This window comes from Nostoc sp. C052 (genome assembly GCF_013393905.1).
Taxonomy (GTDB): Bacteria; Cyanobacteriota; Cyanobacteriia; order Cyanobacteriales; family Nostocaceae; genus Nostoc.
The window spans coordinates 3,314,132-3,329,425 of sequence record NZ_CP040272.1 but is presented as its reverse complement, the minus strand read 5'-3'; the positions used below and the strand labels follow the sequence as shown (position 1 = coordinate 3,329,425).

The following is a 15,294-nucleotide window of genomic DNA, read 5'->3' as shown; positions in this document are numbered from 1 at the left end:
CATTAATTACACTTACCTATTTATCCATTTTTAATAGCTATGGAAAAGCAACGTAAGTAATTCATCACGAGTGAAACCAGCATGAGCAGCAACATCTCTCAGTATGGCGTTGAGAGTATCAATTTTAATCTGGTCATGGGCGGGAACTGTAATATGATGCTCACCATTCTGTTGAGTAGTTAACCGAATGTGGCTGCCCTTTTGATGACTAACCTCATATCCTAGACGAGCAAGAGCATTAACTAATTCTGAACCACATAAGTCTCGTGGGAGCTTCAAGAAGCTATTACCTCATCACGTACTATGTGTAACCATATTTTTGAGCAGATTTACTTCTAGTGGCGGCTCCAATCTCAAGTTACTTTTGCTAGCGTAGTGATATTAACTTGTGTGTATACTGTAGCCTTTTAGGAGGGAGGTCAGCACAATTCGCAATTCGCAATTAATGCCCCAGGATTTATCCTTGGGCTTGAACCAAGCAAAGTTTAAAATTTATCTATCCATAAATGAATTTAGGGGCTTGTACCATCAAGGAATAATTGGTCAAAATATTAAGTTGCACATCGCGTTATTTATGTAAAATTAACAATGGGTAAGGCAATATGTACCGTTGTTTCTTGTTGATAAACACTGAAAATTGAGAACTGCCCACCACAAAGTTCAGTGATTTTTTTAACAAGCTTTAAGCCCATACCTATACCCTGCTGTTCATAGAATTTGCGTTCAAACTGCATGAAAGCACCAATTTTAGATATCTGTTCTGCTGTCATGCCCCGTCCCATATCATGCACATAGACATTTAAAATTCCTGCCACCACCTGACTACTGATTTTGATTGCTGTCCCAGTTTGGGAGAATTTGAGCGCATTATCAACTAATTCATCGAGGATAATCGCTAAATATCGATCTGATATTGAAACCTTAGCTTCTTCAATTGCAAATATTAGATCGTTGCTACGATTAACACCTTGAGCGTGAGATTCTAAAGCTGCTGCGATCGCTGCCATAGAAAAATAAGTAGACTGAGGTTCGTTTTTTTTCTGCTGGTGTGTTGATAGCTCTAGTTCTAAATAGATCAATAATTGTTTGGTTAATTTTTCTAGTCTACGGGCTGATTGATCTGCCAACTCTAAAAGTTCAAGGATTTCGGCAATATTCATGCCGTCAATATCTTCCATGAGTAGGCTGATAATGCCGACAATGCCATTTAGTGGTGTATTAAGTTCATGGGGTAAAGCAGAAGCCAAATTGCCGCGCAGTTCATTAAGTGTGCTTTCCAAGACTTTAATGCTACTTGCTTGGATATTTGATAAATTTTGGATTTTGTCATACTGTTGCTTAATCCTCAGCATTGAATGAATGCGTGCCCGCAGTTCAATAGCATTAACGGGTTTACTAATGAAATCCTCCGCACCTGATTTTAGGCAACGGGCGAGGTCTTCTTTAGCGGTGAGAGCCGTTACCATGATGATCGGAACAGGCTGCCATTTTGGTATGGCTTTGATTTGCTGACACACTTCGATGCCATCGGTTCCCGGCATCATTACATCTAGCAAAATTACATCTGGCTGACATAGGTTGAGAGATGCGATCGCCTCTTCACCACTGGCAGCATAGTGCAGCAGATAATTTTGCTCACTTAAAAGTGTTTCAATCACATCAAAGTTATCGGGTTGATCGTCAACGACTAAAATAGAGGGCTGATTCATTTGTCATCCTTGGTTGCATTCAAAAGTTGTTGAATGGTGATGGCCAGTTGCTTGAGCTTTATGGGTTTACTCAGGTAGTCGCTGGCTCCTGCTTTTAAAGAGCGATCGCGATCGCCCGTCATCGCCAACGCTGTGAGCGCCACAATCGGAATATCAACCAAGTTAGAATCGAGGCGAATCTGTCTCATCGCCTCTAAACCGTCCATTCCCGGCATTTGAATATCCATCAAAATTAAGTCAGGGTGGTAAGTTTTAGCGACATCGATGGCTTCTTGACCATTCTGCGCCAACACAATGCGATAGCCTTTGGCTTTGAGGTAGCTAGAAACTGTACTGATATTGGCTTCGTTATCTTCTGCTAGCAAGATTAGGGGGGTAAGGCTTGCTGCTTCCTCAGTACTTGCAGAGTCCCGTTCTGGAGCCACGGCTAGTTGATCGTCTGCTTTCATTTCTGGTGAAATGCCAAAACTGGGAGTATAAGGGAGATCGATGGTGAAGCAACTGCCCACACCCAGTTCACTGGTTAGCCCTACGCTACCGCCGTGAAGTTCGACAATTCGCTTCACTAATGCCAGTCCCAAGCCTGTACCTGCATATTGACGATTTAAGGCGCTATCAATTTGCACAAAGGGCTGAAATAGTTTCTTGATATTCTCTGGCGAGATGCCAATGCCCGTATCGGTGACAGCAAAGTGCAAGAAATGTTGCTCTGTTAAATCGGTAGTTGAGATGTTTCGGAAAAGTTGGGTAACTTCTAAGGTAACGCGCCCCCTCTCTGGAGTGAATTTGACTGCATTGTTGAGCAGGTTAATTAACACTTGACGAATACGGCGTTCATCCACGAGCAAGTCAGGTAGATTTGTCTGAAGTTTGATTTCAAGTTGAATCCGTTTTTGCAATGCCTGCTGTTTAATAAATACCAAACTGGATTGGCACAGACGAGCCACTGAGATTGAGGCATAGTCCAGTTCGATTTGCCCGGCTTCAATTTTTGCCACATCCAGGATGTCGGTGATCAACTCCAGCAAATGAGAGCCACTACGCTCAATGGTTCGCAAAGCTTTGAGTTGTTGCTCGGTGACAACACCAAAGACTTCCTCTTGTAGCCCTTCGGTCATGCCTAAGATAGCGTTAAGGGGGGTGCGGAGTTCGTGGCTCATGTTGGCCAGGAATTCATCTTTGAGGCGAGTGGCACGAGCGAGTTCTTGGTTAGAAACTGCTAGTTGTTGATTGCTGTCAGTGAGCTTTGCTTCTGCCTGTTGTCGTTCGGCGAGTTCTTGTTGTAATTGCTCAAACAGACCTGCTTGCTGAATAGCGATCGCCAACTGGTTGGCAATTTGTTGCAAAAGTTGGGCTTCAGAGTCTTTCCAGACTCGTTTTTCTTGACAAGCATGGACAACCAAAACCCCCCAGAGCTTGTTAGTTACCGAAGGGGCAACCCAGCGATGATTTTCGCTGCCTCGCACGTCTTGTAAGATCGGTGCGACAATTTTGGACTGGATTTGACCTTCGCGGGAGAATTCCACCAAGCAGCTTGCCCAGATATCATTCGTTACATCAGGGACGATGCGAGGCTTACCCTGCCAGTAGCAATCGAGGATTTCTTGAGACCACACTTCATTGTCCCAGTGCCGATCTTTGAGGGCAGGGAACTCACCAGATAAGGCTTCTTGGACAATTTGACTTCTACCGTCAGCAAAAAGCCGAAAGACGATGACGCGATCGCTGTGTAGTATATCTTTAACCTGCTGAGTCACTGTTGCTAAAATCTCGTTAATATCTAACGACTCCCGAATTTTTTGGATAATTGTCCCTAAAGTTTGCTGTCGCCGCAGTTGCAGGGCAATCCTCGCTTCGGTTTTCTGCCGCACCAATAGTTCAGACTGGATTTGCTCGTAGAGATTCGCTTGTTGAATAGCGATCGCCAACTGGTTAGACAGTTGTTGGGTAAAGTCAATCTCAAACTGTCGCCAGTGGCGAGTTGTTGCACATTGATGGATGCACAGTAAACCCCACAACTTATTACCACAAAGCAACGGCACTACTAGAGTGGCTCGCACCTGAAACTGAGCTAGGATGTCAATGTGGCAGGGAGTCATTGTACCGTTATAAATATCATCGACGACATGAAATCTGCCTAAAGCATAGAAGGATGAATAATTTTCCCCAAAGCAGTGGTCATGTAGCCGAATTGCCACTACTGAAGCAAAACCTTCTACAACCGATTCAGCGACAAATTCGCCATCATTAAAGTTAGATTCAGAATAGAACTTGAAAATGCCCACCCGATCGGCCTGAATTACTTGGCGGATTTCCTGGCAAGCGGTGACAAAAATGGTATGGAGGTCTAGGGATTGACGAATTCGCTGTGTGATTTCTCGCAGCAGTTGTTCTCGTTCAACCTGTTGGCGAATGGTTTCCTCGGCTTGTTTGCGTTCGCGAAGTGCAGCTTGCTGTTCGCTAATATCCACTACTATACAAATGGTTTGATTGTCTGAGCCTGGAAGAATTGCCGCTCCAATCAGTACAGGAATTTTGCTACCATCTTTGCGGTAATATTCCTTTTCCCAAGGATTGATCGCGCTATGTTGCATCAAATGCTTCATCGCGACAAAATCAGAGGAGATATGTTCGGGTGGGGTCATTCGCAGCCAATCAATTGTCCCAGCATCTAGGTCATTCCTGGTGTAGCCCACCATTTGTAAGAAGCGATCGTTGGCATCGAAAATTTTCCCCTGAAAATCGGCAAAGAGCATACCAACTACATTAGAATCAAATATTCGCCGGAAGCGCATTTCACTACTTTGCAGAGCAAGTTCTGCTCGTTTGCGATCGCTAATATCAAAGTGGACTCCAATCATTTTCTGGGGATTACCCTGAGCATCTCGCACTACCATCCCATAGGCTTTGATGAAGTGGATGCTGTCATCGGAATGTACGACCCGAAACTCAGTATCGTATTCTGCCTTTCCTAAAACGGCTTGCTGGAGCAATATTTCGGTGGGGTTACGGTCATCGGGATGTAGCCCATTTGCCCAAATGTCGTAGTTTAGATAAGAATCAGATGTTTTCGTGACACCATACAGCGCGTACATCCGCTCATCCCAGAGGATGGTGTTTTCTTCAATGTCCCACTCCCAACAGCCGATCGCCGCAGACTTGAGGGACAAGACCAAACGCTCCGATATTCTCTGGAGTTGCGCCTCTCTTTCTTGGAGTTTAGTTGTGCGTTCTGCGACTTTGGCTTCTAGTTCTTGATTGAGAATAATATAACGCTGTTCGCTCTCCCGCAATCGATTTTCTGCTTGCTGGCGCTCGATTAGTTGCTCTTGCAATTTTTGGTGGGTAGTGGCTTGCTGAAGGGCGACCGCCAATTGCACTGATAAAACTTGCAGCAATTCGACTTCTTCCGGTTCCCAATCGCGGGGGTGCTGACTTTCGGCGACATTGAGCAAACCCCATAGTTCATCACCGCAGAAGAGCGGTACTAAAATTTTGGCTCGCGTCTGGAGGCGAATCAGCATATCTCGGTGACAGTCTGAGATTTTGGCCTTGTAGATATCCGACACGATGCGAATCCGCCCCTGGCGGTAAATTTCAGTGTAGTCTTGTTTTAAACAGGTGTCACCAACGCGCTGACCCACCAGTGACAGTGAGGAATCTGTGGACTCAGCAACGGCGATAGTTTGCCAATCTGCTTCAAACTGCCAAATATTGACGCGATCGCAGCCCAACAATTGCCGCACCTCTTTGACGGTACTATCCAAAATAGTTTGTAGACTCAGGGATGAGCGGATTTGTAAGGCGATCGCTAGCACCAATCTCTCCCGTTCGGCTTTAGCTATTAAAAGCATCATTCGGGCTTCAACTTGTTGTTCTAGTTCAACGTTGCGGGTTTCTAAGATTTCGATTTTCTCTGCTTCTAACCGCACTGATTTTTTTTGCAACACCTCCGCCAAATTGTATAGCTCCAACGGGTTGAGGGCTTGTAGCAAACTAGTCTGGGTGACAATTCCCAATAGTTCGCCCTGTTCTCCCGTCACCGCCAACCTGCGAATCAAGCGCTGTTCCATAATCTGCTGTACCACCCACAGCGAATCATCAGGTTTTACGGCAAAAATCGGCGTACTCATTACCGCCTCTGCTAGACAAGTTTTTAAGTTCAAGCCCAATGCTTGAAATTGCACAATATCGCGCTCGGTGATAATTCCCACAGGAATTTGCAGAGGTTCAGTTTGGCTACCACCTGGTTGTACAATCATGATGGAACTAAGGCGGTGTTTTGCCATCAGTTGAGCGATCGCCAGCATCGAACTATCTAGTGCAGCACAAATCACCTCACTAGTCATCACCTCAAACACCAGTCGCAACCGCAACAAATCCACAGGGCGAGAGGACTGCCGTAGACTTTCATTAGTTACCAGCCCCACTACTCGCTCCCGATCGTCCAGGATCGGTAAGTGGCGAATGCGCTGCTGTTGGAGCAAATTAACAGTAAAAAATAAATCGGTAAAATCAGACTCGTGCATGGTGACGACTGGATAGGTCATCACCTCCCGAATTGCCAAATTTTCGAAATAACACTCTTGGGCAGACAGGCGCACCACATCCCGTTCCGTGAGGATACCTAGTAACTTCCCTTCTTCTACTACTAATATACAGCTTGAGCGTGCCTCCAAATAAAGCTCATCCAGTTGCCCATTCACAGTTTTAGTTGTCTCACAAAGAGTCCGCACGCCACTCATTTGAGCGATCGCGTCCATCACCGTTGTATCCGGTTTAACTATCAGGGGATGACGGACGATCGCAGATTGCAGTTCTGATGGGTTGAGACGGTTAAACATTGATCTATTGGCAAAGGGATTTATTCTTGATTGTTCCCATTAGCAACACCCAAGCTATACCAATTCTCTAAAATCAGGCAATAGTTCAAGGAAGTAGCAGGCTCAATATAGCGTTTCTTGATCTAGTGAGTTATATCGGTAGTGAGTTACATCGGTAGGGTCACGGACACCAACGTGCCCCTACACCTATGGATAGCTTGAGAGTCGTCATATTCAAGATATGATGTTATTCTGACCTAACCCCTTTTCAAAAAAGCAAACTAGCAGAATTAACATCTAAAAATAACGTTGCTTGGGATTGTTGACGGAGTATAGAAGCCGGACAATCTGTATTTATAGCTCCTTGCAACATTTCTTTAACCACATTTGCTTTACGTTTTTCTGGAGCAAGACAGATAATTTTTTGAGCTGAACAAATCGTCGGGATGGTGACAGTAAAAGCATATTGTGGAACAGTTTCTAGATTCGGAAAGTGACCTGTGCTTACTTGTTGCTGACGGTTCACTTTATCCAGTTTCACCAGTTTCACACTGTAGGGATCTTGAAAATTTGCTACTGCTGGATCGTTAAAAGCCAAATGTCCATTTTCGCCAATACCAAGACAGCATAAGTCAATTGGTTGTGCTTGCAGTAGTTTGGTGTAGCGATCGCACTCTGCCACTGGTTGCAATGTATCACCTTCTAGATAGTGAAATTGCTTAGGAGCAACCCGCTTCTCTACACGTTCTCGCATATAGCGCCGAAAGCTGGCAGAATGGTCAGCAGTAATTCCCAAATATTCATCTAGATGGAACATAATAATCCGTGACCAATCCACACCACCCAACGCAATCAAAGCATCGAGAAATTTGAGTTGAGAATTACCTGTTGCTAACAATACAGCAGCCGTATCTTGTTGCTTAAGAACTTGCTGTAAATGCTTTTGGGCAATTTCGGCAACATCTTTGGCCATTTCGACTTCAGTGTTGTAAATCTGCACCAGTAAATCATCAACACGAAAAAAGTTTGTCGCGGCTAGCATTTGCTTACACATAAGGTGATCAATTATACGGCAGTTTTTTGAGATGCTCTACCTGTCTGTCCTTACCAAAAAGGGGAAAGGGGTAAAGGGTAAAGGGGAATGGGGTAAAGGGTAAAGGGGAATGGGGTAAAGGGTAAAGGGGAATGGGGAAAGGAAAGGATAAAGAACTTTTCCCTACAAGGTATACTTCTCTGCGAGAGGCTGCGCGAACGACTACGCTCAGGACAAGCTCAGTAACAAAAGCCCCTATTTTTAAATATGGAGAATAAAAAAGAAGATTTTTGAGACACGTAGAGCGTCTCGTAGAGAGAAAAATCAGCGTCTTTATTTGAAACCCCTGCTTTTAAGTATGAGATTCCCTTCCCCTTTTCCCCTTTCCCCTTCTTTATATGCCCTATTCAGTATAAATTTTCGGATTTAGCAGATTAATTCGCGACTTTTTTCTTGTAAGGAACAAAGACAAAAAACAATGTAAACTATTTAAATTAAGTTAACAATTATTTACATTTTACCAAAAAATCATGCTGGCTGCAATTCTCTTTGACCTAGACGGCACTATTGTCAACACTGACCCTATACACTACCAAGCTTGGCAGGAAATGCTGTTAAATTACAGCATAGAAATTGACGAAACATTTTATAAATCCCGAATTAGTGGGGGGCTAAATCCAGAAATTGTTAAAGACATTCTGCCACAATTATCAGCAGCAGAAGGGCAAAAATTTGCAGATGAAAAAGAGGCACTTTTCCGCAAACTCGCCTCGCATCTCAAACCGCTGAGTGGATTTTCGGAATTACTAGAATGGACAGATACACATCAGTTAAAACGAGCATTAGTAACTAATGCCCCTAGATTAAATGCAGAATTTATGCTAGAGGTTTTGGGAATCAAAGAAGCGTTTCATATAGTTGTTTTGGCGGATGATTGTATTGCAGGTAAACCCGACCCTGCACCCTACCAAGTTGCCTTAAACAAGTTGGGTATTCAAGCAGGAGAAGCGATCGCTTTAGAAGACTCCCCCTCTGGTATTCGTTCAGCAGTGAACGCAGATATCCGTACCATTGGCATCGCTTCCACCCACGATCCGCAAGTTTTGCAGTCATTCGGCGCATTTATGGCAATTCCAGATTTTACTGATTTACAGTTGTGGACATTGCTGAACTCACTCATTGAGACAGATTCAAGCGCGATCGCTTCTAATTTTTGAGGGAATAGGGCATTGGGCAAAACAGTTCCTCGGATTTGGCCAGTTCATTAATCTGTCCTCCATCGGCGGACATACTGATATGAAATCGATTATTACTGACGCGGAGAATTTTAAACCCAGCAAATACTAGAAGCAAAACAAGTGCCATTCCGTCATGATCCATCGTGGTGTGTGGCGATCGCGCTCCGTGCGTCATTACACCATCGGTGTCTTCAAGAAATTCGGGTGTGTCATTTCCAGCGATCGCCCTTAAAAAATACGAGCGATCGCGAAGAGAGGAAAAGTTGCAACCCAGTGCGTAAAACTCCATACTCAAGATGTATCCAGTATTAATCCCGATGTTTGCTACAAAGCTAAATGTACAACTATAATCAGTCTTCTTTTCCTACCCCTGGTTCGCTAGAAATCCGACGCGGAAATTACTTTAACTATGTAGTGCCAAGTGGTTGGCGAGTGGTCGAGGATGGACAGTTTGCCGTTGTCCTCTTTTCCCCAGACAATGCTGCTTTGACGATTATGGTGGGAAATTCTGGACTACCAGTAAACTACAACCCTTGGCAGTTCGTCTACGAGAAGCTGTTGGCAATGCAGCCCTATCAACTGCAAATGAGCCAACCCCGCCAAGCTCAACCGATTGCTGGATGCACGGTTGCTTATGAGTTTGATTGCACATACATCTACAATGGTATCCCCTATCAAGGAATAGCCAAGTGCAGCGTTGCATATAGCTACAACCTGTGTACGATGGTGATGACTTGTGCAGCATCCCACCAATCACATTGGGCTAATTATGCTTCATGGTTGCCACAAGTAGCATCTCAGGTTTCAGCAACAAATGGGTCAGCCTTCGGCATACAAGGGATTATGGCGCAGAACCTAGAAATCTCGCAAACTGAGGGGCAGAGGCACAGGGAATACCGCGAATGGTCTAAGCATACCTGGGATGAAGTAAACCGCCAACGAGGTGAGTCTATAGATCGTCAAAACTTCCAATTTCGTGAGAATCTGGGCAATGTCACAACTTGGACAAATCCTTATGGTTATCCAACCGTCGAGTTACCAACAAACTACAACTACTATTGGATAAATCGTCAAGGACAAATATATGGTACTCTTGACTCCAGTGAAAATCCGAATGTTGGCTCAACTCAAGATTGGGTAAGGATGAATCGATATCTGCCCTAAATAGCAGCAAAACTAAAAACAGTGTAGTTTACAGTTGCTCTCCTCGCTCAAGTTTCCTCGCTTGTAAAGCGTTTCATAGAGAGGAAAAGCCAAACCATAGACGAGCGCCTGGGTGAACCGGATAAACGGGTACTATGAAAATCACTGACTGCGTTCGTCTAATCACTGCGTTTCATTAAACAGGGCGGATTCTACCAAAGAAGAACCTAAAGAGTAACAACCGCTACGAATATCCTCTGGTACTGACAACAAAGCTACATTGTGGGGATATGTAAATCCCTCTTTGAAATCAATGCAACTTTTTACAATTGTCCATGAATCTGCAATCGCTGTGGGTAACTGTTTGTCAAATCCATGATTTGTATAATTTTGATATTGCTCTCGTAGTTTCTTCAAAGATGCTAAAAACCGTACCTTTTGTTTGGCGTGTGACTGGCGGATATCACAAATTTTATGAGCTGCGTCCAATGTTTCTTTCTCGTCCCAAGCTGTGACTTCTTTCACGTCTGCAATACATTCATTCAGCTTGAGTCGTGTAGGGTGTGAATCACCATCTAAATTGGGGTTTGCAGCCCAAGTTTGAATTGTACCTGAAACAACTATAGCAATTAGTAGAGCAAAAAATCCCAAAATCACATTCTTGCAGACAATTTTGATCATAATTTCGCTTTTTACAAGTGATTTAATTTAGAATTAAGTCTCTAAAAGGATATCAAGAGAACCGATACAAAACATTTCCATCCTCATTTACTTCAAAAGAAGCATTGAGTTCCTTGGCTTTCTCATCTAAATATTGTTTAGATAACTGGGTTGATATTTCAGCATTTTTCGCAAGTTGCAATACCGTTATTCTGCCAGCATTTTGCTCAATTAATTCTAAGAAGACTAACTGAATACGCTTTTGTTCTGATTCCAGAAGTAATGCTTTTTCCTTTAGATTCTGCTGCACTAAAGACCAACTCAACCAGCCTCCTAGAATGGTTGACGGAATAGTAAGAATAGTTAAAGCAGCTACATCATTTTGTTTTTCTTGAGCGGGAGTTTTGGGATTCATAATTTCTAGAATCATCACAGCAGAAAAGGGAATGCCAAATAATAGAAAGCATATTGCTAAAACTTTTTTAATTAGTTTCATACAACCTTTTTCAGTTCCTCACAAATAATGTAAAAATAATAGCTCTATTATATATTGTATAATCAAATACTTGAAGTGCTAGTATTGCGCTGATGTTTTCTCTCTTCTCGATACTATCTGAACACTTGTAAATACTGATGAGTGGCGTGGCGATCGCACTCTTGGGAGGAATTAAACTGTGTTGGGTTAGTTTACCTATGCTACTGCCAGAGTGACCAAACAGGGTTAATGAGCCTGTGAACTCCGTGAACGAGTCTTTGATATTTATTAATTAGTCTGTTTTCATTTATTAGATCCCCGACTTCTTCAAGAAGTCGGGGATCTGAATCTGCATAAGACACCCTACGAAACTACGAGGCTACCAGTTACCTACAGGTTGAGCATTATGAGAAAATACTGAGGGATCAATTGAAATGCCTAACCCCTCAGCTACACGACTGCCATAGGAAACATCTGCCCTAAAAAAGTGACAGAGTTGGCGCATTTGGATGTCTTGCCTTGCTTGAGAGAGACTACCGACAATATTTTTAGCAAGACGCTCTTGCTGTTCAGGAGTTAGTAACCGATACAGATCGCCCGCTTGGGTGTAATCGTCGTTTCCTTCACGATGACTGTAACGATCGACTGTGACATCACCCAAATGACTAGGTGGTTCTGCATAAGCTGGATTTTCTTTGGGCGTACCCTCAGCACTATTCGGCTCATAGTTAGGAACGCTACCGCCGTTGTTCCCCGGTGCCATGAAGCCATCTCGCTGATAATGCATCACTGGACATTTGGGCTGGTTAACAGGTAGTTGCTGATAGTTACCACCCAAGCGATACCGTTGAGCATCTGGGTAAGAAAAGATGCGAGCTTGCAGCATTTTATCTGGAGAGAAACTAACGCCAGGAACCACTGCACTAGGGCTAAAAGCGGCTTGCTCCACTTCGGCAAAATAATTCTCAGGGTTACGATTTAGCTCTAATATCCCGACTTCAATTAAAGGATAATCTGAGTGCTTCCAAACTTTAGTTAAGTCAAAAGGATTATCAGGATGTTTGGCCGCTTGCTCCTCGGTCATCACCTGAATACACATCCGCCACTTGGGATAGTCACCTTGACCGATCGCTTCAAACAAATCGTGAGTCGCATGATCGGGATCTTCGCCCTTAATCTTAGCTGATTCTTCCTCTGTCAAGGTTTGATGCTCTTGCAGATTCTTAAAGTGAAATTTGCACCAGACGCGATCGCCTTCAGCATTAATTAAACTGAAAGTATGGCTACCAAAGCCATCCATGTGGCGATAGGTTTTGGGAATTCCCCGATCTGAAAACAGGATTGTCACCTGGTGAAGCGATTCTGGACTGAGTGACCAAAAATCCCACTTTGCATTCTGGTCTTTGCAATTGGTTTGGGGATTGCGCTTTTGGGTATGGATGAAGTCAGGAAACTTCAAAGGGTCGCGGATGAAGAAAATAGGGGTATTGTTGCCGACAATATCCCAGTTGCCCTCTTCGGTATAAAACTTGATGGCAAAACCTCTAGGGTCGCGCTCGGCATCTGCTGAACCTTTTTCTCCGCCAACGGTAGAAAAGCGCAAGAAAAGTTCTGTTTTCTTACCAATTTCCGAAAAAAGTTTGGCTTTACTGTAGCGGGTAATGTCATTGGTGATAGTCAAAGTACCATGAGCAGCAGCACCTTTAGCGTGGACAACTCTTTCAGGAATACGTTCTCTGTTGAAATGAGCCAGCTTTTCTAAGAGGTGGAAATCCTGGATTAATACAGGCCCACGCGATCCAGCCGTAAGTGAGTTCTGGTTATCGCTAACTGGGATACCGTCAGCAGTTGTCAAGTTTTGGGGTTCAGTCATGGGTAAAAAAGCTCTCCATTAAGTTACTCAAATTGCCCACAATACATTTTAGCTACTAGATAGAGGGATGCTCCCTGATAGAGCGTCCTAATTCATAGTCATAACGAGTTCATATATAAAGCATACTCGATATGACTATGAATTTCCACAAATTTATTTTGTATTTTTGGGTAGAGAACTGGGGATTGGGGATTGGAGATTTTGATTACAACAGCTAATTCTTCATTACTGCATCCAAAAGCACATTGGCATCAAAACGTACTACATCGGTGCAAGGTAGTCCTGTTTCTGCTATTGTTTGAGCGATGCTTTCCTTAGCCGCAGACTCATCTAGATGGGCTGTATTCAGTGCTATACCCACTACAGGAACACTTCCAAAAGCACCACCAGCACTAGCAACGGTTTCATAAAGCTTAATCACCTCTGGTAAAGGTGGAATTAGTACATGGGGATGATTACGTACATGAACTTGTCCCGCCCGATGCACTAATACCAGTTGGGTTGGTTGCGAACCACGAATCAGGGGTAAAGTTGCTGTTGAACCAGGGTGTAGTAGCGAACCTTGTCCTTCAATGTGCAAAATGTCGTAGTTTTTGCCATAACGCATAACTATTTGTTCTACAGCACCGGCGGCAAAGTCTACCCGCACGGCATCTAAAGCCACGCCGTCCCCTTCTAACATCACACCAGTTTGACCGGTGGCGAGAAATTTAGAACGCCAACCCCGCAGTTTTGATGCCCAATGTAACTCTAGACTAGTTGACATTTTACCGATCGCCATATCGGTTCCCACTGTCAACACCCGCCGACAGGGAAGGGTGCGTGCTATGCCACTAGCAACACTGATATTAGACGGCTCTTTTCGTATATCCCAAATTAATTGCCCTGGTTTGAGTAGTGTATTTAACTCTGGAATACTTGCCATTGGTGTATGTAAACCATTCACCAGAGACATTCCCGCTTCTAAAGCATTTTTGATTTCTAGCCAGTAATCATCTGGGACAGCACCACCACCAGGGGCAATGCCAATTACTAAGACTTCCGGCTGGTACTCTAGGGCTGCGGCTACTGATGTCACAATTGGCACTTCACGCTTGATACCTGTTAATTCTGTTAGGGATTTGCCAACAGATTCGCGATCGATTACGGCTACGATTGGGGCTTCACTGTAACGTAAAATTGCTAGCCCTGTTTTGCCCTGATGCCCGCTAATTCCCTCATGAAGTAAGATAGCTACTCGTTGATTAAGTGGTAGACGCACTCTGTTGTACCCCCAAACCTGGTAAATCGTTTGGCAAAACTCTCCCTTCTTTTAGCAATGCACCCGTAAAGGGATCATCGATTAAATTCAGGTGACTGTCTAAATCTAAATAATCAGCTAGTGGTGCTAGCTGTAATGCTGCTGTATTAGCTAGCGAACTGTCAGAATAGCAACCGAACATTACTTGCAACCCGTAGGCTCGTGCTGTGTGTACCATTCGCATTGCCTCTGTTAGTCCCCCTGATTTCATCAGTTTGATATTAATACCATCGACGTAGTTTGCCAAATGGGGAATATCGGCGCTGGTGAAACAACTTTCATCGACAAAGATGGGTAGAGGAGAGTGTTCTTTGAGTTTTACTAAACTTGGTTCCTGCCCTCGTGGCAATGGCTGTTCTACATACTTTATACCTAAATCAGCCAGCCAATTGCACATAGCGATCGCATCTTCTAAACTCCAACCGCCGTTAGCATCAACAAAAAACTCTGGTAATGGTGCTTCTTTTTGCACTGCTAATAGCATTTTTTTATCTGCATCTATACCATCTGGGCTACCTAGCTTGACTTTGAAAAGGCGAACATCAGCAAATTGTAACCAGTCTCGCGCTCTGGCGATCGCACCTTCAGGTGAATTAATCCCAATTGTGACTGAAGTCGGGACTATCTGATTGCGATCAAGTCCCCAAATTTGCCACAAGGGTAATCCGACGCGCTTACCCAACCAGTCATGCATTGCCATATCCAAAGCAGCCCTGGCCGCAGAAGGAACCTGGTTTTGTGTTAAAACTTGCTCAACTTCCTGCTGCTGTAAAGGACTAAATGTTTGTAACAGTGGTACGACTTGCTGTAGCGCGTCTTTGATTGCATCAGTTGATTGCCGATGATTACCCACACCAAATGGTGATGCTTCTCCCCAACCTTCGATGCGATCGTGTGAGATCCTCACCCATACATTCGTCGTCTGTGCCGTCGTACCCCGACTAATAGTCAAGGGAAATCTCTTATTGACTGTAAATAAATTTACATTTATTTGCATACTTGTTATACATATTATGATATGGCAAAAGCTAGTGTAAGTT

At 43.9% G+C, this 15,294-nt stretch carries 12 protein-coding genes; 2 read left to right on the top strand and 10 right to left on the bottom strand.

The window, feature by feature from the left end:
- Positions 1-30: 30 nt before the first annotated feature.
- From FD723_RS13380 to FD723_RS13365, 4 genes are all read right to left on the bottom strand, one after another.
- On the bottom strand, positions 31-279 hold the full coding sequence (locus FD723_RS13380) for a type II toxin-antitoxin system HicA family toxin (protein WP_179065767.1): 249 nt from the start codon (positions 277-279) through the stop codon (positions 31-33).
- Positions 280-572: 293 nt separating this feature from the next.
- Positions 573-1,709, bottom strand: a complete 1,137-nt coding sequence (locus FD723_RS13375; RefSeq protein ID WP_179065766.1) for a hybrid sensor histidine kinase/response regulator — start codon at positions 1,707-1,709, stop codon at positions 573-575.
- Complete coding sequence (locus tag FD723_RS13370) at positions 1,706-6,553, bottom strand: GAF domain-containing protein (RefSeq protein WP_179065765.1); 4,848 nt, start codon at positions 6,551-6,553, stop codon at positions 1,706-1,708. The genes FD723_RS13375 and FD723_RS13370 overlap by 4 nt, the downstream gene beginning before the upstream one ends.
- Before the next feature lie 247 nt (positions 6,554-6,800).
- Positions 6,801-7,574, bottom strand: coding sequence for a glucosamine-6-phosphate deaminase (locus FD723_RS13365; protein ID WP_179069137.1), 774 nt, complete (start codon positions 7,572-7,574; stop codon positions 6,801-6,803).
- Positions 7,575-8,095: 521 nt separating this feature from the next.
- Between FD723_RS13365 and FD723_RS13360 the strand changes: the two genes are divergently transcribed.
- Positions 8,096-8,782, top strand: a complete 687-nt coding sequence (locus FD723_RS13360; RefSeq protein ID WP_179065764.1) for an HAD family phosphatase — start codon at positions 8,096-8,098, stop codon at positions 8,780-8,782.
- Here FD723_RS13360 and FD723_RS13355 read toward each other — a convergent pair.
- Complete coding sequence (locus FD723_RS13355) at positions 8,772-9,092, bottom strand: hypothetical protein (protein WP_179065763.1); 321 nt, start codon at positions 9,090-9,092, stop codon at positions 8,772-8,774. The genes FD723_RS13360 and FD723_RS13355 overlap by 11 nt on opposite strands.
- Positions 9,093-9,139: 47 nt before the next feature.
- Between FD723_RS13355 and FD723_RS13350 the strand changes: the two genes are divergently transcribed.
- Positions 9,140-9,967, top strand: coding sequence for a hypothetical protein (locus FD723_RS13350; RefSeq protein WP_179065762.1), 828 nt, complete (start codon positions 9,140-9,142; stop codon positions 9,965-9,967).
- Between the two features lie 162 nt (positions 9,968-10,129).
- Here the strand turns inward: FD723_RS13350 and FD723_RS13345 are convergent, their stop codons facing one another.
- The 5 genes from FD723_RS13345 to FD723_RS13325 all read right to left on the bottom strand — a co-directional run bounded on the left by FD723_RS13345 (position 10,130) and on the right by FD723_RS13325 (position 15,251).
- Positions 10,130-10,627, bottom strand: coding sequence for a hypothetical protein (locus tag FD723_RS13345; RefSeq protein WP_179065761.1), 498 nt, complete (start codon positions 10,625-10,627; stop codon positions 10,130-10,132).
- Between the two features lie 52 nt (positions 10,628-10,679).
- Positions 10,680-11,102 carry a hypothetical protein gene (locus FD723_RS13340; RefSeq protein WP_179065760.1) on the bottom strand — a complete coding sequence of 141 codons (423 nt, stop codon included), beginning with the start codon at positions 11,100-11,102 and terminating at the stop codon, positions 10,680-10,682.
- A 358-nt stretch (positions 11,103-11,460) separates the two neighbouring features.
- Positions 11,461-12,954: a catalase gene (locus tag FD723_RS13335; RefSeq protein WP_179065759.1), complete on the bottom strand. Its 1,494-nt coding sequence runs from the start codon at positions 12,952-12,954 to the stop codon at positions 11,461-11,463.
- A 214-nt stretch (positions 12,955-13,168) separates the two neighbouring features.
- On the bottom strand, positions 13,169-14,215 hold the full coding sequence (locus FD723_RS13330) for a DUF1611 domain-containing protein (protein WP_179065758.1): 1,047 nt from the start codon (positions 14,213-14,215) through the stop codon (positions 13,169-13,171).
- Positions 14,199-15,251 carry a dipeptide epimerase gene (locus FD723_RS13325; RefSeq protein WP_179065757.1) on the bottom strand — a complete coding sequence of 351 codons (1,053 nt, stop codon included), beginning with the start codon at positions 15,249-15,251 and terminating at the stop codon, positions 14,199-14,201. The genes FD723_RS13330 and FD723_RS13325 overlap by 17 nt, the downstream gene beginning before the upstream one ends.
- Positions 15,252-15,294: the final 43 nt, after the last annotated feature.